This is a genomic window from Pseudomonas sp. MCal1 (assembly GCF_026341415.1).
In the GTDB taxonomy this organism is placed as follows: Bacteria; Pseudomonadota; Gammaproteobacteria; order Pseudomonadales; family Pseudomonadaceae; genus Aquipseudomonas.
In genome coordinates, this window is the sequence record NZ_JAKUMP010000001.1 from 40,656 (window position 1) to 63,369 (window position 22,714).

Annotated in this window: 19 protein-coding genes; 8 read left to right on the top strand and 11 right to left on the bottom strand. The window is 61.9% G+C overall.

The features are described from left to right. Nucleotides 1–57: 57 nt before the first annotated feature. Nucleotides 58–1,497, bottom strand: coding sequence for a dihydropyrimidinase (hydA, locus tag MKZ87_RS00220; RefSeq protein WP_085705046.1), 1,440 nt, complete (start codon nucleotides 1,495–1,497; stop codon nucleotides 58–60). 620 nt (nucleotides 1,498–2,117) lie between these two features. Between hydA and MKZ87_RS00225 the strand changes: the two genes are divergently transcribed. Both MKZ87_RS00225 and MKZ87_RS00230 read left to right on the top strand, forming a co-directional pair. Further along, nucleotides 2,118–3,602, top strand: coding sequence for an NCS1 family nucleobase:cation symporter-1 (locus MKZ87_RS00225; RefSeq protein WP_266200040.1), 1,485 nt, complete (start codon nucleotides 2,118–2,120; stop codon nucleotides 3,600–3,602). A 155-nt stretch (nucleotides 3,603–3,757) separates the two neighbouring features. Next, nucleotides 3,758–5,041, top strand: a complete 1,284-nt coding sequence (locus MKZ87_RS00230) for a Zn-dependent hydrolase (protein ID WP_266200041.1) — start codon at nucleotides 3,758–3,760, stop codon at nucleotides 5,039–5,041. Between the two features lie 93 nt (nucleotides 5,042–5,134). On the opposite strand, the gene MKZ87_RS00235 is transcribed toward MKZ87_RS00230, so the two are convergent. From MKZ87_RS00235 to MKZ87_RS00275, 9 genes are all read right to left on the bottom strand, one after another. Beyond that, nucleotides 5,135–5,344, bottom strand: coding sequence for a hypothetical protein (locus MKZ87_RS00235; RefSeq protein ID WP_085698163.1), 210 nt, complete (start codon nucleotides 5,342–5,344; stop codon nucleotides 5,135–5,137). Between the two features lie 150 nt (nucleotides 5,345–5,494). Continuing rightward, complete coding sequence (locus MKZ87_RS00240) at nucleotides 5,495–6,883, bottom strand: amidohydrolase family protein (RefSeq protein WP_085698164.1); 1,389 nt, start codon at nucleotides 6,881–6,883, stop codon at nucleotides 5,495–5,497. 12 nt (nucleotides 6,884–6,895) lie between these two features. After that, complete coding sequence (locus tag MKZ87_RS00245) at nucleotides 6,896–8,251, bottom strand: nucleobase:cation symporter-2 family protein (protein ID WP_227232892.1); 1,356 nt, start codon at nucleotides 8,249–8,251, stop codon at nucleotides 6,896–6,898. Nucleotides 8,252–8,507: 256 nt separating this feature from the next. Further along, nucleotides 8,508–9,551: a CobW family GTP-binding protein gene (locus MKZ87_RS00250; protein ID WP_266200042.1), complete on the bottom strand. Its 1,044-nt coding sequence runs from the start codon at nucleotides 9,549–9,551 to the stop codon at nucleotides 8,508–8,510. Nucleotides 9,552–9,638: 87 nt separating this feature from the next. Beyond that, nucleotides 9,639–10,253: a UbiX family flavin prenyltransferase gene (locus MKZ87_RS00255; RefSeq protein WP_266200270.1), complete on the bottom strand. Its 615-nt coding sequence runs from the start codon at nucleotides 10,251–10,253 to the stop codon at nucleotides 9,639–9,641. An 11-nt stretch (nucleotides 10,254–10,264) separates the two neighbouring features. Continuing rightward, nucleotides 10,265–11,650 carry a UbiD family decarboxylase gene (locus MKZ87_RS00260; RefSeq protein WP_085698169.1) on the bottom strand — a complete coding sequence of 462 codons (1,386 nt, stop codon included), beginning with the start codon at nucleotides 11,648–11,650 and terminating at the stop codon, nucleotides 10,265–10,267. Nucleotides 11,651–11,901: 251 nt separating this feature from the next. Further along, nucleotides 11,902–12,807, bottom strand: a complete 906-nt coding sequence (locus MKZ87_RS00265; protein WP_007952854.1) for an amidohydrolase family protein — start codon at nucleotides 12,805–12,807, stop codon at nucleotides 11,902–11,904. A 4-nt stretch (nucleotides 12,808–12,811) separates the two neighbouring features. Continuing rightward, complete coding sequence (locus tag MKZ87_RS00270; protein WP_085698170.1) at nucleotides 12,812–13,741, bottom strand: amidohydrolase family protein; 930 nt, start codon at nucleotides 13,739–13,741, stop codon at nucleotides 12,812–12,814. 332 nt (nucleotides 13,742–14,073) lie between these two features. Further along, nucleotides 14,074–14,964 (bottom strand): LysR substrate-binding domain-containing protein, encoded by an 891-nt coding sequence (locus tag MKZ87_RS00275; RefSeq protein WP_266200043.1) that lies wholly within the window; start codon nucleotides 14,962–14,964, stop codon nucleotides 14,074–14,076. A 118-nt stretch (nucleotides 14,965–15,082) separates the two neighbouring features. Between MKZ87_RS00275 and MKZ87_RS00280 the strand changes: the two genes are divergently transcribed. The 6 genes from MKZ87_RS00280 to MKZ87_RS00305 all read left to right on the top strand — a co-directional run bounded on the left by MKZ87_RS00280 (nucleotide 15,083) and on the right by MKZ87_RS00305 (nucleotide 21,870). After that, on the top strand, nucleotides 15,083–15,547 hold the full coding sequence (locus tag MKZ87_RS00280; RefSeq protein ID WP_085698172.1) for a (2Fe-2S)-binding protein: 465 nt from the start codon (nucleotides 15,083–15,085) through the stop codon (nucleotides 15,545–15,547). Then, on the top strand, nucleotides 15,547–17,754 hold the full coding sequence (locus tag MKZ87_RS00285; RefSeq protein ID WP_266200044.1) for a xanthine dehydrogenase family protein molybdopterin-binding subunit: 2,208 nt from the start codon (nucleotides 15,547–15,549) through the stop codon (nucleotides 17,752–17,754). The genes MKZ87_RS00280 and MKZ87_RS00285 overlap by 1 nt, the downstream gene beginning before the upstream one ends. Nucleotides 17,755–17,760: 6 nt before the next feature. Next, nucleotides 17,761–18,651: a LysR family transcriptional regulator gene (locus tag MKZ87_RS00290; RefSeq protein WP_085698174.1), complete on the top strand. Its 891-nt coding sequence runs from the start codon at nucleotides 17,761–17,763 to the stop codon at nucleotides 18,649–18,651. 77 nt (nucleotides 18,652–18,728) lie between these two features. After that, nucleotides 18,729–20,219 (top strand): helix-turn-helix transcriptional regulator, encoded by a 1,491-nt coding sequence (locus tag MKZ87_RS00295; RefSeq protein WP_085698175.1) that lies wholly within the window; start codon nucleotides 18,729–18,731, stop codon nucleotides 20,217–20,219. Between the two features lie 186 nt (nucleotides 20,220–20,405). Beyond that, on the top strand, nucleotides 20,406–20,648 hold the full coding sequence (locus MKZ87_RS00300; RefSeq protein ID WP_085698176.1) for a DUF1652 domain-containing protein: 243 nt from the start codon (nucleotides 20,406–20,408) through the stop codon (nucleotides 20,646–20,648). A gap of 568 nt (nucleotides 20,649–21,216) precedes the next feature. Continuing rightward, a complete protein-coding gene (locus MKZ87_RS00305) occupies nucleotides 21,217–21,870 on the top strand; it encodes a trimeric intracellular cation channel family protein (protein ID WP_266200045.1) in 654 nt (217 codons plus the stop codon). A 45-nt stretch (nucleotides 21,871–21,915) separates the two neighbouring features. Here the strand turns inward: MKZ87_RS00305 and MKZ87_RS00310 are convergent, their stop codons facing one another. Further along, nucleotides 21,916–22,683: an SDR family oxidoreductase gene (locus MKZ87_RS00310; protein WP_085687598.1), complete on the bottom strand. Its 768-nt coding sequence runs from the start codon at nucleotides 22,681–22,683 to the stop codon at nucleotides 21,916–21,918. Nucleotides 22,684–22,714: the final 31 nt, after the last annotated feature.

A 22,714-nucleotide genomic window follows, 5' to 3' on the forward strand; every position in this document is an offset into this window, starting at 1 on the left:
GCGTCCCTTGAGGCATTCCCACGCAGAGCGTGGGAACGATCATCGGCAATCAGGGAATCAGCGCTTGACGGCCACAGGCCTATGCAACTCAGCCCGCTTGCTCAGCAAATCAAACACCGCCGGATACGCCGGACGCTCGATATACCGGCCCGCCCCGCGCTCGGCGCGCAGGTCGCCATCGGCCCAGACCACTTTCCCCTGGCTGACGGTATGGCTCGGCACGCCTGTTACGGTCTTGCCTTCGAAGATGTTGAAGTCCACCTGCTGATGGTGGGTCTTGGCGGAGATGGTGCGGGTGCCTTGCGGATCCCACAGCACCAGGTCGGCATCGGCGCCGACGCGGATCGCGCCTTTGCGCGGGTAGAGGTTGAAGATCTTGGCGGTGTGGGTGGAGGTGAGGGCGACGAAGTCCTGCATCGACAACCGCCCGGTGTTCACCCCTTCATCCCACAACACCGCCATGCGGTCTTCGATGCCGGCGGTACCGTTGGGGATCTTGCTGAAATCGTCGCGGCCGGCGGCTTTCTGCTCGGCGCAGAAACAGCAATGGTCGGTGGCGGTGGTGTGCAGATTGCCGCTCTGCAGCCCATGCCACAGTGCCTCTTGATGCCCGCGCGGACGGAACGGCGGGCTCATCACGTAACCGGCGGCGGTCTGCCAGTCCGGGTGCTGGTAGACGCTGTCGTCCAGCAGCAGGTGCCCGGCCAGCACCTCACCGTAGACCGGTTGACCCTTGCTGCGGGCATAGGTGATTTCGTCGAGGGCTTCTTTGGTCGAGACGTGCACCAGGTACAGCGGCGTGCCGATGGTTTCAGCAATTCGGATCGCGCGGCTCGCGGCTTCGCCTTCGACCTGCGACGGACGTGACAGTGGGTGCGCTTCCGGCCCGGTGATGCCCTGGGCCATCAACTTGCGTTGCAGGTGATAGACCAGCTCGCCGTTTTCCGCATGCACGGTCGGCACGGCGCCAAGTTCCAGGCAGCGCTCGAAGCTCGCCACCAGCGTGTCGTCGGCGGCCATGATCGCGTTCTTGTAGGCCATGAAATGCTTGAAGCTGTTGATCCCGTGATGGCTGACCAGCTCGGCCATTTCTTCACGCACCTGCTCGCTCCACCAAGTGATCGCGACGTGGAAGCCGTAGTCGGACGCGGATTTTTCCGCCCAGCCACGCCACTGGTGAAACGCTTCGAGCAGCGATTGCTGCGGATTGGGAATCACGAAATCGATGATTGAGGTGGTGCCACCGGCCAGTCCTGCGGCAGTGCCGCTGTAGAAGTCTTCGCTGGCCACGGTGCCCATGAACGGGAGTTGCATGTGGGTGTGCGGATCGATGCCGCCGGGCATCAGGAATTGACCGCTGCCATCGAGCACTTCGGCGCCGGCGGGAATATCCAGGTTTTCACCAATGGCTTTGATCACGCCGTCAGCGCAATAGACATCGGCGCGGTAACTTTCATCATGGGTAACAACGGTGGCGCCACGGATCAACAGAGACATTCCGAGTTCCTCGCAGGCATGACCGACTTTTGCCGGTTCTAGTGTTTTATTGTTTGCAGCGCCAAATGCGTAATCTTGTCAGCGCTGTCAGGAATAGACGCTAGTCGCAGTTCTGCAATTGATCAAGATTATTTTTTATAAGCTTATGTCTGTTTTAACTTGCTGAAAAATAACGATAAAAATGAAAAATCACCAAAATGGTGAGGCGCTTCACCATTTTGACGCACTTGACAGGTTGGAAATATGAGCAAGATTTCCTATGTGAAATCAGCCGCTTGAAGTTGAGCTGCGGTTGATCGCCCATGATTAAAAAAAGTGCGGTGCACCAGATTGAGTCCTGACAGTTCGGACAACTTGCCTGGCATTTGGCCTGAGTGTTCAGTCAAGTTTTCGCGGCCTGAACAGGTGAATAATTAAAACTGATAAACATCAGTCAGTTACAACAAGATCAAAGCACGGTCCTGGCGCCAGGCGGTTCCCCCGGCACGTTTATTGATGCCGCCGCTGACACCATGGCCGGTGCATGAAAGTTGTCAGTTCCTCCGGCCATCGTCCGGCTCGCACCTGCGTGTGCAGCCGCCTGATGAGCAAAAAATAATCAGAAGAACAGTGGAGCGGCCATGCAACAGAACAGATCGCAAGTGACCGAGCGCGACGGCTTGTTCGAACTCGAAGCCGGCAGCGACGTCCTCGACAGTCCCCGTTACAACCACGACATGGCACCGACCAGAGTGCGCGAACGAACCTGGAACAAATGGCACATCACCGCGCTGTGGGTCGGCATGTCGATCTGCGTGCCGACCTACACTTTGGGCGGCGTGCTCACCGCCTATTTCGGTTTGACCGTCGGCGAGGCGCTGCTGGCGATTCTGTTCGCCAACATCATCGTTCTCATCCCGCTGACGCTGAATGCGTTTCCCGGCACCAAATACGGCATTCCGTTTCCGGTGCTGCTGCGCTCGTCGTTCGGGATCCTCGGTTCCAACGTGCCGTGCCTGATCCGCGCGCTGGTGGCCTGCGGCTGGTTCGGCATCCAGACCATGTTCGGCGGGCTGGCGATTCATCTGTTTCTCGGCTCGGTGTTCGAGGGCTGGAAATCCCTCGGCGGGACCGGGGAGGTGATCGGTTTCATGATCTTCTGGACACTGAACCTCTGGGTGGTGATCCGTGGCGCTGAGTCGATCAAGTGGCTGGAAACCCTGTCGGCGCCGCTGCTGGTGGCAGTCGGTATCGGGTTGCTGGTGTGGGCCATGCCGAATGTGTCGATGACTGAACTGCTGGCAATTCCGCCGAAGCGTCCCGAAGGCGCGAGCGTGGTCAGTTACTTCGCTGCGGGACTGACGGCGATGGTCGGTTTCTGGGCCACATTGTCGTTGAACATTCCCGATTTCAGCCGCTATGCCCGCAGCCAGAAGGATCAGATCCTCGGGCAGATTTTCGGCCTGCCGCTGACCATGTTCCTGTTCGCCGCGCTGGGCGTGGTGATGACTGCGGCATCGGTGAAACTGGTGGGCGTCAGCGTTTCCGATCCGGTGACTCTGATCGGCCATATCCAGAGCCCGGTGTGGGTCGCGGTAGCCATGGCGCTGATCATCATCGCCACGCTGTCGACCAACACCGCCGCCAATATCGTTTCGCCGACCAACGACTTCCAGAACATTGCGCCCAAGGTCATCAACCGCACCAAAGCGGTGATCCTCACCGGGTTCGTCGGCCTGGCGTTGATGGGCCATGAACTGTTGAAGAAACTTGGATTGATCGTCTCCGATGTCAGCCTGGAAACCGTGTATTCGAACTGGCTGCTGGGCTATTCCAGCCTGCTCGGGCCGATTGCCGGGATCATGGTGGTGGACTATTTCCTGATCAAGAAACAGCAACTGGACCTGGCCGGCCTGTATCGCGACGACGTGTACCCGGCGTGGAACTGGTCCGGGTTCATCGCGTTCGGCGTGCCGGTGGTGCTGACCCTGCTGTCGCTGGGCAGCAGTGCATTCAGCTGGTTCTACAGCTACGGCTGGTTCACCGGCTCGGCGCTGGGCGGGTTGATCTATTACGGGTTGTGCGCGATGCGTACGACGCCTTCGGTAGTGAAATCACCGGTGTAGCAGATGATCGTTCCCACGCTCTGCGTGGGAATGCAGCCCGGGACGCTCTGCGTCCCCAAAGCGGACGCAGAGCGTCCATGGATGAATTCCCACGCAAACGGTTCGACGCCTGGACGTGGGAACTATCGATAAGAAAACTGCCTGAGGAGATCCCCATGAACGCAGCTGTAGACGTTCTGCAATCGACCCATCAGCACATCAACCGCGATCGCCTGTGGGCGTCGCTCATGGAGCTGGCGAAGCTCGGCGCCACGGTCAAGGGCGGGGTCTGTCGCCTGGCCCTGACCGACCTCGACCGCCAGGCCCGCGACCTGTTCGTGCAGTGGTGCAAGGACGCCGGTTGCAGCGTCACGGTGGATGAAGTCGGCAACATCTTCGCCCGTCGGCCCGGTCGCAATCCGAACCTGCCGCCGGTGATGACCGGCAGTCACATCGACACCCAGCCCACCGGCGGCAAGTTCGACGGTTGCTTCGGCGTGCTGGCGGGGGTCGAAGTGTTGCGCACCCTCAACGACCTTGGCGTGGAAACCGAGGCGCCGCTGGAAGTGGTGGTCTGGACCAACGAAGAAGGCTCACGTTTCGCCCCGTGCATGATGGGCTCCGGGGTGTTCGCGGAAAAATTCACCCTCGAAGAAACCCTGGCCAAAGTCGATGCCGACGGCGTCACGGTCGGCGAAGCGCTGAACGCCATCGGCTACGCCGGGCCGCGCAAGATCAGCGGACACAAGGTCGGCGCCTATTTCGAGGCGCATATCGAGCAAGGCCCGATTCTTGAGGACGAACAGAAAACCATCGGTGTGGTACTTGGCGCACTGGGGCAGAAGTGGTTCGACCTGAAACTGCGCGGCGTCGAAGCCCACGCCGGCCCGACCCCGATGCACCTGCGCAAGGATGCCCTGGTCGGTGCTTCGGTGATCGTCGGCGCAGTCAATCGCGCTGCCCTTGGCCATCAACCTCACGCCTGCGGCACGGTCGGTTGCCTGCAAGCCTATCCCGGCTCTCGCAACGTGATTCCCGGCGAAGTGCGCATGACCCTCGACTTCCGGCATCTTGAACCGGCGCGCCTCGACTCGATGATCGCCGAGGTCAAGCAAGTCATCGAAACCACCTGCGAAGAACACGGCCTGACCTATGAACTGACCCCGACCGCCGACTTCCCGCCGCTGTATTTCGAAAAAGGTTGCGTCGAAGCCGTGCGCGGCGCAGCCAAGGGGCTGGGCCTGTCGCACATGGACATCGTCAGCGGCGCCGGCCACGACGCGATTTTCCTCGCCGAACTCGGTCCGGCCGGGATGATCTTCGTGCCGTGCGAAGGCGGCATCAGCCACAACGAAATCGAAAACGCCGCGCCGGATGATCTGGCAGCCGGTTGTGCGGTGTTGTTGCGAGCGATGCTGGCGGCTTCGGCGGCAGTGGCAAAAGGACAACGGGCGGCGTAAACACAGGGCGCTGGATGAATCGGCACAACATTCAATAGCCAGGCAAGGTTTTACCTGTGGGAGCGATTTTGCTCCCACAGATTCCGTACACGATTACCCAGGCCTTTGGTTGTTGTTTGCCGAACCTCTGCGACGGTTACTGCCATTCGGATTGCCAACGTCCAGCAATCGTCTTTCCACCAGCACATTCTCAAGCGCCTGACGTTCGGCCGGCGCCATCTCGTGTTCGCGCTTTTTCAGCTCCAGCAGGATGGGGCTGGACCAGGTGCGATAGGTCTGTTCGATGAGGCGGTTGGATGTCATCAGTCTCTCCTTGATCAAGAGCCCGGTGTCGCTGGCAGTGGCTCAATCCGATGAGGTACTGACTTTAGTCGACAAAATCGCAGGGCGCTAATGCCGCCGGTGGGAGCTGACGAGGCGAATCGTCGCACCGCCGCTCCCATCGGTCATGCATCAATCATCGGCCTTCATCATCGCCTGCACACCCTCCCAGGCCTCGGCCCGCATCCGTTCGATATCCAGCCCCGGAATCACGCCGTTATCGACGACGATTCGCCCACCCACCAGGCTGTATTTCACAGCGATTGGCTCACCCGCGACGACTGGTGCGACGGCGCTGTCGTGGAAACCGTAGAAGCGCGGATGGTCGAGGCTGTAGATCACCAGATCAGCCGCTTGACCAACCTCCAGCGAACCGACCGCGCCGAGGCCGAGCACTTGTGCGCCGCCGGCCGTACCCCAGTGGATCACGTCTTCGGCGGTGGTGGCCGAGGCGCCTTGCTCGGCGCGGTGGATCAGCCATGCGGTGTTGGCTTCGCCGACCATGCTCCCGGATTCGTTGGAGGCGACGCCGTCGACTCCGAGGGAGATCGGCACGCCGGCCTCGTACATTTGCGGAATCGGCGCAACGCCGCTGCCCAGCCGTGCGTTGCTCACCGGGCAGTGGGAGACACCGGTGCCGGTCTGGGCAAGCATGCGGATTTCCCCCGGTTGCAGGTGTACAGCGTGGGCGAACCAGACGTCCGGGCCGAGCCATTCGTGTTCGGCGACGAATTCCACCGGCAGGCAGTTGTACTTGTCGCGGCAGAAATTCACGTAGTTCTGGGTTTCCGACAGGTGCGTGTGCAGACGCAGTCCCATGCCTCGCGCGGTATGCGCCAGTTCGCGCAGCAGGGTTGGCGGCAGCGAGAAGGTCGGCGTGGTTGGCGCCACGACCACCCGGCGCAGAGCATCCGGGGTGTCCTGGTGGTAGCGTGATTTCAGCCGTTCGATATCACCGACCATTTGCTCCAGGGATTCCGGTTGCAGCGCGGTTTTCGAGAAACCCGGATGCGCGCTGGCGGACTCCAGTGCGCCGCCACGGCAGAGCACGAAACGCAGGCCGAACTCTTCGGCGAGGTCGAACAGTAAGTCGCCGGTCTCGGTGCTGCCGTGGGCGTGGTAGAGGTAGTGGTGATCGGCGCAGGTGGTGACGCCAGACAGCAGCAACTCGACCATCCCGAGCCGTGCGGCGATCCGCGCCAGTTGCGGAGTGAAGCGGTTCAGGCGCGGATAAGGCACGCTCGCCAGCCAGCCTTGCAGGTCCTGATTCAAGCCTTCGGGCACGGCTTTGAGCAGGTTCTGGAACAGGTGATGGTGGGTGTTGATCCAGCCCGGATAGACCAACGAATTACGCGCGTCGATCACTCGTTCACCAGGTTGCGGCTCGAGGTTGGCGGCCATTTCCGCGATCCGGCCATTGACCACGCGGATGTCCAGGGCGCCGGCCCGTGCGCGGGGGCCGCGCAGGCCGCTCATCACCGCGACCGGTTGCTTGATCAGGATGTTTTGAAGTTGAGTCATGGGCAGCTCCAGTCAGAGGATATGCGAGGCGGATTTGCCGGGTGTGGTTTCTGGCACGCTGACGCCGTTGAGCGCCGCGTTGAGCAGCACCGACACCAGGCAGGCGATGACCACGCTGCTGTGCAGGAACGGCTGTGACCACTCGGGCAGTTGTTTGAACAGGGTCGGGGCGAGCACTGGCACCAGAGCGGCGGCGATGGTGAAACCGACGATCAGCACGTTGTAGCGATTGCGCTCGTAGTCGACTTTGGCCAGGGTCTGGATGCCGGCCGCCGCGACCACGCCGAACATGGCGATGCCGGCACCACCCAGCGCAGCGGTCGGCATCGAGGCGATAATCGCCCCGGCTTTCGGCACCAGTGCAATCGAGCACATCAGCAAACCGCTGATCGCCACCACCCAGCGGCTGCGTACACCGGTCAGGATCACCAGCCCGACGTTTTCCATGAAGGCGATGAACGGGAACGCGGCGAACATCCCGGCGATGGTGCTGGCCAGGCCATTGGCGCGCAGGCCGTTGATTACTTGTCTGTCGTCTACCGGTTTGTCGACGATGTCGCCGATGGCTACAAACAGCCCCATGGACTCGACCATCTGCACGATCATCACGACGACCATGGTGGCGATGGGTATCAGGCTGAAGGTCGGCAGGCCGAAATAGAACGGGTAGGGCACGGTCAGCCACGGTGCGTCTTCGACGCTGTGAAAGTTGCCCATCCCCAGACCGTAAGCCAGACCGGCGCCCACCAACATCCCCACCAGCACCGCCATGTTGCGCAGCAACGGGCTGCCATAACGGTTGACCAGCAGGATGGTCAGCAGCACCACCACGGCCACGGCGAGAAACGCCGGCGCGCCGAAATTGCTCGCGTTGCGCCCGCCGCCGACCCATTCATAGGCAATCGGGAACAGTTGCAAGCCGATCACCGTGACGATGCATCCAGTCACCACCGGCGGAAAGAAGCGTCGCAAGCGACCCACGAACGGCGCCATCAGCAGGGTGAAAATCCCCGCACCGATCACCGCCCCGCAGACCCCGGCAAATCCCACCTCCGGGTTGCTGCCGATGGCGATCACCGGGCCGACGCTGCTGAACGCCACGCCTTGCAGAATCGGCAGGCGTACACCGAACTTCCAGAAACCGACGGTCTGCAACAGCGTGGCGATGCCCGAGCAGAACAGCGTGGTGCTGATCAGTATCACCGTGTCGGCGTGGGACATCTTCAGGGCACTGGCGACAATCAACGGCACGGCGATGGCGCCAATGTACGAGACGGCCATGTGCTGCAGGCCGAGGGTGAGCATCTGTCGCACCGGTAAGACGCGGTCGACAGGGTGGACGGTGGAGGAGGAACTGGCTGACGACATGGGGAATCACCTCTAGCTGTTGTTATTCGGTACAGAGGGGTATTCGTCTGATGCGGCTTGGCTCGAGAACACTGTGGAACCTTGTGGGAGTGAGCTTGCTTGCGAAAGCGGCAGGTCAGTCAACTGAGGGGTTGAGTGTGCCGACCTCTTCGCGAGCAAGCTCGCTCCCACAGGGTTTTGTGTTATTCCCATCGCGTGCATCAGTCATTCGTTCTGTGTGCCCGGAACCGCCATCCACCGGTTCCGATGCCGGGCTTCAGCCGGCCAGGCAGGCGGCAAAGCCCTGGTTCAGCGCCACCCGATCCAGGTCGCGGCCGATGAACACGATCTTGCTTGAGCGCGGCTCGCTGCCCCATGCGGTCGAGGCGCGAAACTCCACCAGGCTGTGCACGCCTTGCAGCACGTAGCGCTGGTCTTCGTTGGCCACCGCCAGCACGCCTTTCATGCGGTACAGGTTGTCGGCCTGAGCGTTGCGCAACTCACTGATCCAGCGGTGGAACGCCATCAGGTTGACGGCGCCATCCACGGCGATGCCCACCGAGGACACGCTCGGATCGTGTTCGTGGTCGGGCTCTTCAGCGTGGTGGTCGTGGTGATCGTGATCGTGCTGATTCGCGCCGATTTCCATCAGCTTCTGCGTGCATTCGAAGGCGCCGATACCGAGGATTTTCGACAGGTCGATCTGCGCGTGGGTCGAGGTCACCAGATCCGCCGTGGCGTTCAAGCCACGGATCTTGCCGCGCAGGGTTTCCACCTCTTGAGGACTGACCAGATCGACCTTGTTGATGACGATACGGTCGGCGCAGACGATCTGATCCACCGCCTGATTGTCGACGCCGTCCAGTTGCAGGTCTTCCAGGTGTTGGGCGATGTGCTTGGCATCGACCATGGTCACAATGGCGTCGAGTTCGACTTCCTCGGCAATCGGGTCGTTGATAAAAAAACTCTGGGCCACCGGGTACGGGTCGGCCAGGCCGCTGGTCTCGATCAGGATATGGTCGAGCCGTACCGGGCGCGCCACCAGTTCGCGGACGATGCGCACCAGGTCTTCGCGGACTTCGGCGGTGCAGCAGACACAGCCGTTGACCATTTCGTAGATCTCTTCGGTCTCGGAGCTGAGCACCAGATCGCCGTCGATGCCGACCTCGCCGAACTCATTTTCGATCACCGCGATCTTGCGGCCGTGGTTCTCCCTGAGGATGTAATTGAGCAGGGTGGTTTTGCCGGCGCCGAGGAACCCGGTGAGGATGGTGACCGGGATTTTGGTGTTCGGGGTCGGGGCGTTGAAGGGGGTGTTCATGTGAGGCTCCTTGGTGATTACCGGTGCACGATGAATTGAGTGATGACGCTTTACTGTGGGAGCTAGCTTGCTAGCGATAGCGGTGTGTCATTTAGCGGTGATGGCGACTGATCGACCGCCATCGCGAGCAAGCTCGCTCCCACAGGGTTCTGTGTGTTCTCGCCAGCGGCGGGCGGTGCCGGCATCGAGGCCGAACAGGTCGAGGACGCGGCCGAGGCTGTGATCGACCATTTGCGCAAGGCTGTCGGGGCGGGCGTAGAAGGCCGGCACCGGCGGGGCGATGATGCCGCCCATTTCGGTGACGGCAGTCATGTTGCGCAGGTGCGCGAGGGTCAGCGGTGTTTCGCGGGCCATCAGTACCAGAGTGCGGCGTTCCTTTAGGGTGACGTCGGCGGCGCGGCCGATCAGACCCGATGACGTGCCGGTGGCGATCTCCGCCAGCGTCCTCATGGAACACGGCGCAACCACCATGCCCAGGCAGCGGAACGAACCGCTGGCGATCCCGGCGGCGACGTCATCGGCGCGGTGGTAATGGCTGGCGAGGGCGATGACGTCCGCCAGTTTGTAGTCGGTTTCGTGGGCCATGGTCAGCAGCGCGGCGCGGCTGATGATCAGGTGGCTTTCGATGTTCAGCTCGGCCAGCAGCTCCAGCAGACGTACGCCGTAAATGAAGCCGGACGCGCCGCTGATACCGACCACCATCCGCTGACGGTTCACGATGGCAGACCGTCGAGCAGTTGCCGCGCGCGTTCGAGCACGTCCTGATCGAGCTGCGCCTTGATCCCGTCAAACCCAGAGCCGCGCGTGGCATCCAGGCCCATCCGCGAGGTGGTGCCATTGACCGAGGATGACGGGTCCAGCGGGCTGCCGGGCAAACCGTCAATCGTGAAGATGTCGAGGTGCGGCTGGAAGTGCGTGGCCAGTGCCCACAGCACCTGGCTGTCGTCGGTGAGGTCGATATCGCTGTCCACCGCGATCACGGTTTTCAGATACGGATCCCAGCCGAGCAGGGCCAGCATGATCTGCCGGGCCTCGCCGTCGCGGCTCTGGTCCAGCGCTACGTAGCAATGAAAATGCGTGCCGGAGTTCGGGTAATGCACGGCGGTGACGGCGGGAAAGCGTGCCTTGAGCTTCTCGCTCATTTCCGCTTCACGGGGCAGCCGCGCCAGCGTCAGGTGCTCGGCGTAACGTCCGCCCATCACGTCCACCAGCCAGGCGTCCCTGCGCCGCAACAGGGTGTCGACGCGCAGCACGTTGTTGGTCGAGCGATCCGAGGAATAACCGCTGAATTCGCCGAACGGACCTTCTTCGGCATAGGCCGTCGGGTCTATCGCGCCTTCGAGCACGAACTCGGCGTAAGCCGGCACGCCGATGCCGTAGCGCGGGGTCTTGACCAGTTCCAGCGGCGCACCGAAAAGCCCGCCGGCCACCGCGCGTTCATCGCTGCCATAGGGCAGGCGGGCAGCGGCGGCGAGCATGAACAGCGGGTGCGCGCCGACCACCATGGCCACGCGCAATTCTTCGCCACGTTCGCGGGCGGTCTGCAACATCCGCCACAGATGCCCGCGCGAATGCAGGCTGGTGGCCAATGCCTGACGGGCGTGGCGCATCGAGCGGTGATAGCTCATGTTGGCGATGCCGGTGAGCGGGTCCTCGGCGATGATGATGGCGTTGGTGATGTACGGGCCGCGATCACTGTCGAAATGCTTGAGCATCGGCAGCAGTGCGAGGTCCAGCGCTTCACCTTCGAAGACCTCGTCGAGTACCGGGCCGGTTTCGACGTAGCGCGGCGCGATCGGCTGGTTGGCGCGGGTCTGGAAGGTTTCGTGTAACTGCGCGGCGCCGACGCCGAACAGTCGGGCGATACGCCGGCGGGAGGCGAACAGATTGGTTGCCACCGGCACACCGAGGTTGCCGACGTTTTCGCAGATCAGCAGTGGATCGCGACCCTGGGCGGCAAGGGCATCGACCAGGGCGGTGACGTCCTGATCGGCGCAAAGAGGGTGGGTGATGGTCAGCACATCGTCCGGGTACTGGCGGCGATAGGCGTCGATGAATACGTGAAAGTCCTGAGAGTCGCCGAGCGTCGAACGGGTCATGGTTTCACCTCGTAAAAAGCAGGCGCGCAGGGGTGAGGCCGGCGTTCGATCGACAAGCCGTTGGCCTGCCGGTCGAGCGAACGCCGGGTCATCTTCGCGCCTGTAAAGTCGCTGTGTACTGTTGTGACACTGATCCCTGTGGGAGCGAGCTTGGTCCGGGCGGCGATCCGACGATGGCGTCAGTTCAGTCACCGTCATTGTTGAATGACACACTGCTTTCGCGAGCAAGCTCGCTCCCACAGGTTTTGGGTTTAGAGGTAGGTCGTGGTCAGACGAATGTCCGCCTCGGCCAGGTCTTTGGGCGGCGGGGTCGGTTCGATTCCGCACAACCTTGCGATGTTGTTGCCCAGGTAATCCTCGAGGTGATCCTCGTCGATCCCCAGGCCTTGCGGCGCCGGCGAGCACAACACTTCCAGCTCGCGCAGCCACATGCCCGGCTCGTTCGGCGGCGAGTCGGTGCCGAACACGATCTTGTTGCGCGGCAGTTCCTTGGCGAACTCGACGATCCGCGACTGGAAGCACCAGCCGGACTCGCAGTACACGTTCGGCGTGTCCATCGCCATCCAGAACGCCTCGAACGAGTAGTTGCCACCGGTCTGGATGCCGAAGTGACCGATGATGAAATTGACCATCGGGAACTCGCGGATGATCGGGTAGAACATCGTTGGAATGGTGTACGGGCCGTCGCCGGTGTGAATCAGCACCACGATGTTGTACTTGGCGCAGACTTTCATCGCCGGGCGCAGCCAGTCGAGTGCGCGATCCGGGCGATAGCCGTGCATGTTGGCGTGCAGCTTGAGCATCTTGAAGCCGTATTCCTTGATGTGGAATTCCAGCTCCGCCGCACCGTTTTCCGGTCCCCAGCGCGGGTTGAAGTTGAAGTTGCCGATGAAGCGGTCGGGGTACTTCACGCAGAGCTCGGCGACGTACGACATGTAGTCACGCACACCCTCGCGGCCACGGCGGTTGCCGTCGCGATAACCGGTGTTGCCCGGTGGCGGCTGGATGAAACCCATGTCGATCCGGCGCGGCTTGCCGTTGATCATGTACGGGCCGTCCATGAGCTTGAGCATGCGCTCGCCGGTGAACGGTTCGCCGGTGTGGCGCCAGGCCTCGTCGACCAGGTTGGTGGGGTGCAGATGGGTGTCGATGATCATCGGTTCAGCTCCTGGCCAGTTGGGTGGTGACGGGGCGCTTGAGTTGCGCCTCTGCTTCGGAAACGGAACGCGGCGGCGGGGACGGCTCGAGGCCGATCATCCGTGCGGTGTTGTTGCCCAGGTAGTCTTCGAGGGTGTCCTCGTCGAGGTTCAGGCCCTGCGGCGGCTCGTGGCAGAGCACTTCGAGCAGGCGCAGCCACATGCCCGGTTCGTTCGGCGGGGTGTCGGTGCCGAACAGGATCTTGTGGGGCGGCAGGACTTTGGCGAACTCGACAATCCGCGATTGCAGGCACCAGCCGGATTCGCAATAGACGTTGGGCAACTCCATCGCCCACTGCATCGGTTCAAACACATAGACGCCGCCGGTCTGTACGCCGAAGTGGGCCATGATGAAATCGACGTTGGGGAATTCCTTGATCATCGGCACCCATTCCGACGGGATGCTGTAAGGCCCGTCGCCGGTGTGCAGCTTGACCGGAATGCCAAGCTCGGCGCATTTCTCGAAGGCCGGGCGCACCCAGTCCAGCGCACGGTCAGGACGGTAGGCGTGCATGTTGGCCTGCATCTGCACCATCTTGAAACCGTGCTCTTTCACGTAGCGCTCGATCGCCTCGACGCCGTTCTCCACGCCGCAGCGCGGGTTGTACACGAAGCAGCCGATGAAACGGTCCGGGTAGGTCTGGACCATTTTCAGGGTGTAGGCCATGTAGGCGTCGATGGATTCGCGGCCCGACAGTTCGCCGTCGGTCCAGGTGTAAATGGTGTTGCCCTGCGGCGGCTGGATGAAGGCTTTGTCGATGCGGCGAGGTTTGCCGTTGACCATGTACGGGCCATCCATCATCTCCAGCAGACGCTCGCCGGTGAACGGGTCACCGTCATGCCTCCAGGCGAGGTCCACGAGATCCGTGGGATAGCAGCTGATATCGATGATCATTGAAGTCGATCTCCTGATAGCGGGGAAGGGAGCCTTGCGGCTCACAGCATCCACGTCCCGGGCAATCGGCCGTTTCTATGCGCGGCAATCGCGCATTCCCTCGCCTGTTCGCATCCGGCCCGGGTGGGTGGTTGCTTGAGGCGAGTATTGGAAGGCGGGGGAGGGTTCGTACAATATTAATTGGGTGGGGTGGTGATACTTGTTCGATATGGTTTTGGTTTTTTGTGGTGATAGTGATGGCCTCATCGCGAGCAAGCTCGCTCCCACAATTTGACCGCATTCACCCCGTTGGAATGCCGCCACCCGTGGGAGCGAGCTTGCTCGCGAAGACGTCAGAATTGTGTATGCAAAGCCAGCTGTTTGATCGCATCAACCACCGGCGCCACCCGCTCGGCCTGCCCATGGGGCCACACCGCATACAGGTTGTAATGCGCCGCAATCTGCGCCTCGTTCAACGCCACCAGCCGTCCGCTGCGCAACGCATCGGCAGCCAATAACCCACGCACCAGCCCGGCACCGACACCGGCCTCCGCAGCCGCAATCAGATTCGCCGCATTATCAAAAATCACCCGCGCCGGCGGTTCGGTCGGCGTCATCCCGGCCGCATCCAGCCACGGAATCCAAGACCGCCGCGTATACCCCAACAACGGCAACTCAAGAATCTGCGCCGGGCTCAGCGGCACCTGCAAACCATGTCGCTCAAGCAACACCGGTGACGCCACCGCCAACACCCGATCCCCGCAGATCTGGGTCATCTCGCAATCCTCCCAGTCGCCATAGCCATAGCGCAGCGACAGGTCCACCCGTTCGAACGTGCTGCGATCACTGCGCGGCATCGACAGGATTGTCACTTCGTAGTCCGGCAAGCCGTCGAGCAATTGCGGCAGGCGCGGATTGAGCCAGCTCTGCGCCAGTTCGCTGTCGACGTCGAGGGTCAGTCGCTGGGCCACGCTGCGGTTCTTGACCGAAGACAACGCCCGATCAATCTGCGCCAGCCCATCCGACAGCACGCTGGCAAACAGCTGCCCGGCGTCGGTCAGGTTGCTGCCGCCGCCTTCGCGCACGAACAGCGGCTGGCCGATGAACTCTTCCAGGGCGCGGATCTGCTGGCTGATCGCGCTGTGGGTCAGGTCGAGCTTACGCGCGGCGCTGGAAAAACTGCCGCTGCGCGCCGCGTGAATGAACGCGCTCATGGACTGCACCGACGGGTATCGCTTGTACATGTTGTTAGTCCTGCTTACACCGGTTGGCAGAAATCGTCGCTGGCCGCGCGTTGCCAGGGTTTCCAATAATCGATCACCAGGCCCGCACGAAGACGGGCCGCTCTTCTGGAGCCTGACAATGATTGCATTCACGGTTAACGGCGAACGACGCGAGCTGGATGAAGCGTCCCCCTCCATGCCCTTGTTATGGGTATTGCGTGATCAGTTGAAACTCACCGGCACCAAGTTCGGCTGCGGCATGGGCCTGTGCGGTGCCTGCACCGTGCACTTGAACGGCGTCGCGGTGCGTTCCTGCCAGTTGCCGCTGGCCGCCGTCGCGGGCCACAGCATCACTACCATCGAGGGCCTGTCGCCCAGCGAAAACCATCCGCTGCAACTGGCCTGGGTCGCCGAAGATGTGCCGCAATGCGGCTACTGTCAATCCGGGCAGATCATGTCCGCCGCCGCGTTGCTCAACACTGGGGCAGCGATTAACGACGACTCGATCCGCAACGCCATGTCCGGGAATATCTGCCGCTGCGGCACTTACGGGCGGATCAACAAAGCGATCAAACGTGCGGCGAATGCGCCGAAGGAGGCGTGATGAGCCTCATCCACGGCAACGTTGATGAACCCTCGCGCCGGGTATTTCTCAAGCAGGCGGTGACGGTGGCGTCCGGTATGGCGGTTGCGTTGTATTTGCCTTCCGGTGCGGCGGTGACTGAAGTGAAAACCTCGGCCACCGAATTCGAACCCAACGCCTGGGTGCGGGTGCTGCCCGACGGCACGGTGAAGCTGGTGGTGCACAAGCACGATTCCGGCACCGGGACCCAGACCGCGCTGGCCGCGTGTGTCGCCGAGGAACTGGACGTGAACCCGATGACGGTGCAGGTCATCACCCCGGAAGATCCGTTTTTTGAAACCTACATTCATCCGGTCTGGAAAGTTTTCTCAACCGGTGGCAGCACCAGTGTGTCGCTGGAATACGATCGTCTGCGCATGGCCGGTGCCACGGCGCGGGCGCTGCTGATCAGTGCGGCGGCGCAGCAATGGAAGGTCAGCCCTGACAGCTGCTCCACCGAAGAGGGCCGGGTCGTTCATGCTTCGAGCAAACGCAGCCTCGGCTACGGCGAGCTGGCCGCTGCGGCAGCGCATCTGCCGGCGCCGGCCAACGTCACGCTGAAGGATCCGGCGCAGTTCAAGTACATCGGCAAATTGCGCCACAAACGCGATGCGGCGGCCAAGGTTTGCGGGCGCTTCAGGTACAGCATCGATGTGCAGTTGCCGGGAATGCTGGTGGCGGTAATTCAGCGTGCGCCGGTGGTGGGCGCGAAGGTTGTCGCAGTGGATTCGGCGGCCACGTTGCAAGTGCCGGGCGTGCGCAAGGTGATCGCGATTCCGGGCCGCCCGGACGTGCTCGGCGGCAACCTCGAAGGCGTCGCGGTGCTGGCCGAAACTTTCTGGGCCGCGCAGCAGGGGCGCAAGTTGCTGGAGATCAAATGGAGCGATTCCCCGCTGGCCGGTTTCAACAGCACCGAGCTGGTCAAGGCGCAGATCGCAGCCATCAGTGATCCCGTGACGCAAACCGTCAAAGCCATGGCCCAGGGCGATGTCGCCGGGCAATGGTCGGGCGCGGCGAAGCTGCTCGAAGCCGATTACACGATGCCCTACAAGGTGCAAAACCCGCTGGAGCCGATCTGCATCACCGCGCAGGTCAAGGACAAGGCGATCACCTATTGGGGCGGCGTGCAGGTGCCGTCGTCGGCACTGGAAGCGGCGCAGACCGTGTGCGGCATCGGCAAGGACAAGGTCACCATTCATGAGCTGGTGTCCGGCGGCAGCTTCGGTGCGCGGGAAGCCAAATACTGGCTGTTCGAAGTCGCGTATCTGGCGCAGCAGACCGGCGTGCCGGTGAAACTGCTCAACAGCCGCGAAGACGAAATGCAAGCGCTGTTCAATCACCCGGCCACGCTTCATCGGGCGAAAGGCGCACTGGATGCCCAAGGCAAACTCGCGGCGCTGCAACTGCATGCAGTGTCGCCAGCCTCGCCGGAACAGTGGGAACCGGGCTATTTCGAGCGCCCGGATCACATGGATTACAGCACCACCGAGGCGATCACCGCGTGGGACTTTGCCTACCGCCCGCCGCACCTGGAACTGAACTGGGTCAAACACGAAAGCAACGTGCCCAGCGGTTGGTATCGCTCGGTGAGCTTCATTCCCAACGTGTTCGCCGTGGAAAGCTTCATGGATGAACTGGCCCATGCCGCCGGAGAGGATCCGCTGGCGTTCAGACTGGCCAACATGCAGGAGCGGCCACGGCATGTGGCGGTGTTGAAGCAGGCCGCCGAACGCGCCGGTTGGGGTCAGAAACTGCCGCCGGACACGGCGCTGGGGATCGCCACCAATCAGGGCTACACCAGTTTCATCGCCGTGGTGGCGCGGGTCGCGAAGGTGGACGGCAAGGCCCGGGTCGAAAAGCTGACCTGTGTGGTCGATTGCGGTCTGGCGGTGTCGCCCGGCGGGGTCGAGGAGCAGATTTATGGCGGACTGATGTGGGGCCTCGGCCACGCATTGTTCGATCGCCTCGACATCCAACAGGGCCGGGTGGTGCAGAGCAACTTCCATGACTATCGCGTCACACGCATGTCCGACATGCCACCGGTGGACATCCTTGTGCTCGATGGTCAGTCGGATAAACCGGGCGGCGTGGGAGAACTGGGCAGCCCGTCGGTGGTCCCGGCGATTGCCAATGCGCTGTTCAGCCTGACCGGGGTGCGTCAGCGTTCCACGCCACTGAACCTGGGGTAAGCCGCCATGGACCTGCGTTTGCTGCGGTACTTCATGGCCCTGGCCGATGAGTTGCATTTCGGCCGCGCCGCCGAACGCCTGCACATCTGCCAGCCGCCGTTGAGCCAGCAGATCCGCTTGCTGGAGGAAGAACTCGGCACGCCGCTGTTCGAGCGCAGCCATCACCGGGTCGAGCTGACGGCGGCGGGGCAGATGCTCAAGGAGCAGGCGCCGCTGGTGTTCGAGCAACTCGAACGGGCGCTGGACCTGACCCGCCAGACCGGACGCGGGCAACTCGGCGAGCTGGAGATCGGCATGATCAGCTCGGTGATGGTCGGCGTGCTGCCCAAGGCCCTGCACCTGTTTCGCGAGCGCTATCCGCAGGTGACCTGGCGTTTGCATGAGATGACCCCGGCGGCTCAGGTCAAGGCGTTGAAGGAAAAACGCATCGACGCCTGCGTGTTCCGCGTGGGTTATGACGACCCGCAATTACGCAATGAATTGCTGATCCATGAGCCGATCCATGTGGTGATGCCGCAGGATCATCCGCTGGCGCGGCGTGAAGTGCTGGCGCCGGCAGATCTGGCGCAGGAACCGTTCGTTGCGCTGGAACTGAAGCAGTCGCGGTTCGCCAATTTTCTCTATCAGTGCTGCATTCAGGCCGGGTTCACCCCGCAGATCCGCCAGCAGGTGATCGAGGTGCAGACCTTGCTCAGTCTGGTCCGTGCCGGGTTTGGCGTGGCACTGTTGCCAGCCTCCATCGAGCAACTGGCCCCGGCCGGGCTGGTGTTTCGACGCCTCACGCCGGCGCTGCCGCAAGTGCCGTTGTATGCAACGTATCGGGCCGACGATGCCTCGCCGGTGCTCAAGCTGTTTCTCGATACGCTGCGCGAGCTGGTGGATCACAACTCTCGGTAATCAGGGGCAAAATTGCCCGGCACGATCACAACGGCCAGCGGTCGTAATCTTCACATGCGTTCACTTGTGGAGAGCCAATGAGCCGGGACGTCCTGACCACCGAAACCAATCGCCGTCAGTTGCAGCAGATCATTGCCGGTCTGTCCGACGGAGTGATTCTGCTGGAACTCGATCAGACCATTCTCTGGGCCAACGAAGCCGCGCTGGCGATGCATGGCGTCAGTCGCATCGGCGAGTTGGGCAACAATGCCGGGGAATATGCCGAGCGCTTCAACCTGCGTTATCGCAACAACCACACGCTGACACCGGAGCAGTACCCGATCAGCCGAGTGGCCGCCGGCGAAACCTTCAGCGACGTGCTGGTCGAAGTCACCCCGAACAGTGACGAGGAACGCACCTGGGTGCACAGCGTGCGCAGCATGGTGCTGACCGATCGAGACGGCGACATCGAATCGCTGGTGCTGATCATGAGCGACGTCACCGATTGGGCCAACGCCGAACAGCGCTTCGAAAAAACCTTCAATGCCAACCCGGCGCCCGCGGTGATCTGCCGTCTCAGTGACCTGCGTTACATCAAGGTCAATCCGGGCTTCCTGGAGATGACCGGTTACACCCGCGATCAGGTGATCGGCGCTTCCACTTATGAGCTGGACATTCTCGAACAGGCCGAGCGCAAGGATCTGGCGATCCAGCGACTGCGTGATGTCGCGACCATTCCGCAGATGCAGGCTGAGTTGCGTCTGCCGGATGGCGGCAGCAAGCAGGTGATCGTCGCCGGCCAGCCGCTGGTGCTCAACGACGAAGACTGCATGCTGTTTTCGTTCGTCGACATGGAGCTGCGACACAAGGCCGAGGTCGCCCTGCGTCAGAGTGAGGAGCGGTTCGCCAAGGCCTTTCGCCTGACCCCGGTGCCGATTTTGATTTGCAGCGCCGACGAACAGCGGTTGATCGATGTCAATCAAGCCTTCCTCGATACCCTGGCTTACGACAGCGACGAAGTGCTGGGCAACACCATCGCGCAACTGAACTTCATCGATGAACCGGCGGAACGCTCGCGCTTGCTGGCGGCGCTGGAGAAGACCGGCCGGGTCGATCGTGTCGACATGCGGATCCGCAGGAAAGACGCCGAGCTGCTGGAGTGTGCAGTGTCCGCTGACACCGTCAACATTCAGGACACGGTGTGCTATCTGCTGGTGCTGATGGACATTACCGAGCGCAAGCGTACCGAGCTTGAACTGGTGGCGGCGATTGAAGAGGTGATGAAGGATGCGTCGTGGTTCAGCCGTACGCTGATCGAAAAACTGGCCAATGTGAAGAAGGTCAATTCGCCGCAACTTCCAAGTGTGTCGTTTACCGACCTGACGGCTCGCGAGCGAGACGTGCTGGGGCTGATCTGTGAAGGGCTGGCGGACAAGGAGATTGCGGCCCGGTTGAAGCTGGCGCCGAACACCGTGCGCAATCATGTGGCGACGGTGTATTCCAAACTCGACGTGCACAGTCGCAGTGAGGCGATTGTCTGGGCTCGCGAGCGCGGACTGTTCTCGGGCGGCGGCAAGGGGCAACGATAAGGTGCAAATGCACTAGTCAATGAGGTGCAAATTAGGGTGTCTGGTGAGGCGGGCTGTTCTTAGTCTGGCGACATGCGATGCGTTTTCGTGATCGTGTCCCTTTCGTCGTAACTCAAGGATCAGCCCCATGAATGTATTGCTTGTCATTGAACCGGGCGTAGCGCGCCGTCTTCCGGAGCACGCGCGGTGATGTATCTGGCACAGTTGCGGGCTCAGCTTGAGCGCAGTTTTTCGCCGTTGGCCTGCGAGTGCGTGGTGGATGGGGATCATTCACTGACGGTGAAGCTGTATCACCGGGTTTCCGGGGAGGTTGATCTGGTCATCAGCGGATTGAGCCTAGATGCCTTGCGCACGCCGGAAGCGGTGGAGGCCTTGATTGATGAATTGCGGTATGAACTTGAGAGTAATTCCTTGCGCTCTCCGGGGTGAGCGTGGCGGCCTCCGGGCCGACCAGGTTCATGGTTTTTTTGGGTGAATATCCGTTAATGCCGGCCCAGCCAACAGGAACCAGAAGGTTTGTGCCCTGACGTTCGGTACCTCGCTTTGGCTCTGCGTCCCAATCTGACGGTCACCTGTGGGTACTGGTTTGTCAGCGGGGGCGGCCGATCGGTCGACTCATTGAATTGATAGCTACTCATCCCGAAAATCGACAGTAAATATCACCTGTTCTCCCCATTTCACTGGCACTCACCCCCCACTGGTCTATAAGGAATGAGTGGTTCGGTTTCCATAACCGGGTATTTGCACGCTCGGCGACGGGAGTTTGTCTTCCATTCATCGCGGGTCATCCTATGAAAAATCCTGGGAAACGCGTGTGTTCTTCGCTGTTGTCGGCTTTCGGTCTGGTGCTGCTGAGCGGCTGTGCCAGTCCTCCACCCCCTCCGCCGGCAGCGCCGCCTCCGCCACCGGAGCGCACTTGTCAGGTCATGGAAAATACCGAGGTTGCCGGTGATGCGTATGCCGACGGGCAAGTGACCCGACACATCACCAAGACCCGTTGCGTCACTCAATAGCCCTGGCGCCATCGAAGGCGCGGGTCGAGCGGATTGTGCTGGTGGCCGATCTGGTCGGCACCGCCGTGTTTGCCGTTGAAGGCGCCATTGCGGCGATGCACGCTCGACTCGATCTGCTCGGGGTGATGGTGATTGCGTTCATCGTTGCACTGGGCGGCGGGGTGACCCGTGACCTGTTGATCGGCGCTACGCCGCCCAAGGCTGTGGCTGACTGGCGTTATCCCGCGCTGGCGTTTGCCATGGGCGGGGTGGCGTTTGTTTTTCATGAGCGGGTGCTGGGCTGGTCCGGTTCGACCTTGATCGTGCTGGATGCGGCGGGGTTGGCGCTGTTTGCAGTGGCCGGGGCACAGAAGGCGTTGAATTTCGGGATTTCGCCGTTTGTGGCCATGTTGATGGGCACGATTACTGGTGTCGGTGGCGGGGTGCTGCGTGACATCGTGCTGGCGCGGGTGCCGCTGGTGTTGCAGGCGGACTTGTATGCCAGTTCGGCTTTTGTCGGTGCGGCGGTGTTGATCGTCGGGCGCAGGCTGGGCGTTTCGCCTGTGGCGGCCGCGTTGCTGGCAGGCGCGGCATGTTTGTTGCTGCGGTTGTTGTCGGTGCATTTGGGCTGGCAGTTGCCGAAGGTCCTGGAAGCATGAAAAAGGCAGCCCTTGGGCTGCCTTTTCGCTTGCGTCAGCGGCGGATCAGGACAGGAAACCACCGTCCACATTCAGCGACACGCCGGTGGTGTAGCTCGACGCATCGCTCGCCAAGTACAGCACGGCGCCGGCCATTTCGCTCGGGTCGGCTACGCGCTTGAGCGGGATCTGCGTCAGCGCTTGCTTCAGGATCGCGTCGTTCTTCACCAGGGCCGAAGCGAATTTGGTGTCGGTAAGGCCCGGCAGCAGGGCGTTGCAGCGGATGCCGAATTGCGCGCATTCCTTGGCGAAGACTTTGGTCATGTTGATCACCGCGGCCTTGGTTACCGAGTAGATGCCCTGGAAGATCCCCGGCGAAATGCCGTTGATCGAGGCCACGTTGATGATGCTGCCGCCGCCGTTTTCGCGCATCAGCTTGCCGGCTTCCACCGACATGAAGAAGTAGCCACGGATGTTCACGTCGACGGTTTTCTGGAAGGCGCCGAGGTCGGTGTCCAGCACGTTGCAGAATTGCGGGTTGGTCGCGGCGTTGTTGACCAGGATGTCCAGACGGCCGAACTGTTCCTTGATCCCGGCGAAGACCTGGCTGATCTGTTCCATTTCGCCGATATGGCAGGCGACCGCTGTGGCTTTGCCGCCAGCGGCGATGATGGCGTCGGCCACGTGTTGGCAGCCTTCGAGTTTACGGCTCGAAACGATGACGTGGGCGCCTTGCTGGGCCAGCAGTTTGGCGATGGCTTCACCGATGCCGCGGCTGGCGCCGGAGACGAAAGCGATCTTGCCGTCGAGGTCGAACAACTGAGTCTTGGACATGGGATTCCCTTGTAGTAAGCCTTGTTATAAC

Excerpts from the sequence above, each read along its gene's own strand:
- MKZ87_RS00235 (WP_085698163.1), bottom strand. The coding sequence starts at position 5,344 with ATGACATCCAACCGCCTCATCGAACAGACCTATCGCACCTGGTCCAGC.
- MKZ87_RS00285 (WP_266200044.1), top strand. The coding sequence starts at position 15,547 with ATGAGCCTCATCCACGGCAACGTTGATGAACCCTCGCGCCGGGTATTT.
- MKZ87_RS00270 (WP_085698170.1), bottom strand. The coding sequence starts at position 13,741 with ATGATCATCGATATCAGCTGCTATCCCACGGATCTCGTGGACCTCGCC.
- MKZ87_RS00250 (WP_266200042.1), bottom strand. The coding sequence starts at position 9,551 with ATGAACACCCCCTTCAACGCCCCGACCCCGAACACCAAAATCCCGGTC.
- MKZ87_RS00225 (WP_266200040.1), top strand. The coding sequence starts at position 2,118 with ATGCAACAGAACAGATCGCAAGTGACCGAGCGCGACGGCTTGTTCGAA.
- MKZ87_RS00310 (WP_085687598.1), bottom strand. The coding sequence starts at position 22,683 with ATGTCCAAGACTCAGTTGTTCGACCTCGACGGCAAGATCGCTTTCGTC.
- hydA (WP_085705046.1), bottom strand. The coding sequence starts at position 1,497 with ATGTCTCTGTTGATCCGTGGCGCCACCGTTGTTACCCATGATGAAAGT.
- MKZ87_RS00260 (WP_085698169.1), bottom strand. The coding sequence starts at position 11,650 with ATGACCCGTTCGACGCTCGGCGACTCTCAGGACTTTCACGTATTCATC.
- MKZ87_RS00280 (WP_085698172.1), top strand. The coding sequence starts at position 15,083 with ATGATTGCATTCACGGTTAACGGCGAACGACGCGAGCTGGATGAAGCG.
- MKZ87_RS00290 (WP_085698174.1), top strand. The coding sequence starts at position 17,761 with ATGGACCTGCGTTTGCTGCGGTACTTCATGGCCCTGGCCGATGAGTTG.
- MKZ87_RS00240 (WP_085698164.1), bottom strand. The coding sequence starts at position 6,883 with ATGACTCAACTTCAAAACATCCTGATCAAGCAACCGGTCGCGGTGATG.
- MKZ87_RS00230 (WP_266200041.1), top strand. The coding sequence starts at position 3,758 with ATGAACGCAGCTGTAGACGTTCTGCAATCGACCCATCAGCACATCAAC.
- MKZ87_RS00265 (WP_007952854.1), bottom strand. The coding sequence starts at position 12,807 with ATGATCATCGACACCCATCTGCACCCCACCAACCTGGTCGACGAGGCC.
- MKZ87_RS00295 (WP_085698175.1), top strand. The coding sequence starts at position 18,729 with ATGAGCCGGGACGTCCTGACCACCGAAACCAATCGCCGTCAGTTGCAG.
- MKZ87_RS00275 (WP_266200043.1), bottom strand. The coding sequence starts at position 14,964 with ATGTACAAGCGATACCCGTCGGTGCAGTCCATGAGCGCGTTCATTCAC.
- MKZ87_RS00255 (WP_266200270.1), bottom strand. The coding sequence starts at position 10,253 with ATGGTGGTCGGTATCAGCGGCGCGTCCGGCTTCATTTACGGCGTACGT.
- MKZ87_RS00245 (WP_227232892.1), bottom strand. The coding sequence starts at position 8,251 with ATGTCGTCAGCCAGTTCCTCCTCCACCGTCCACCCTGTCGACCGCGTC.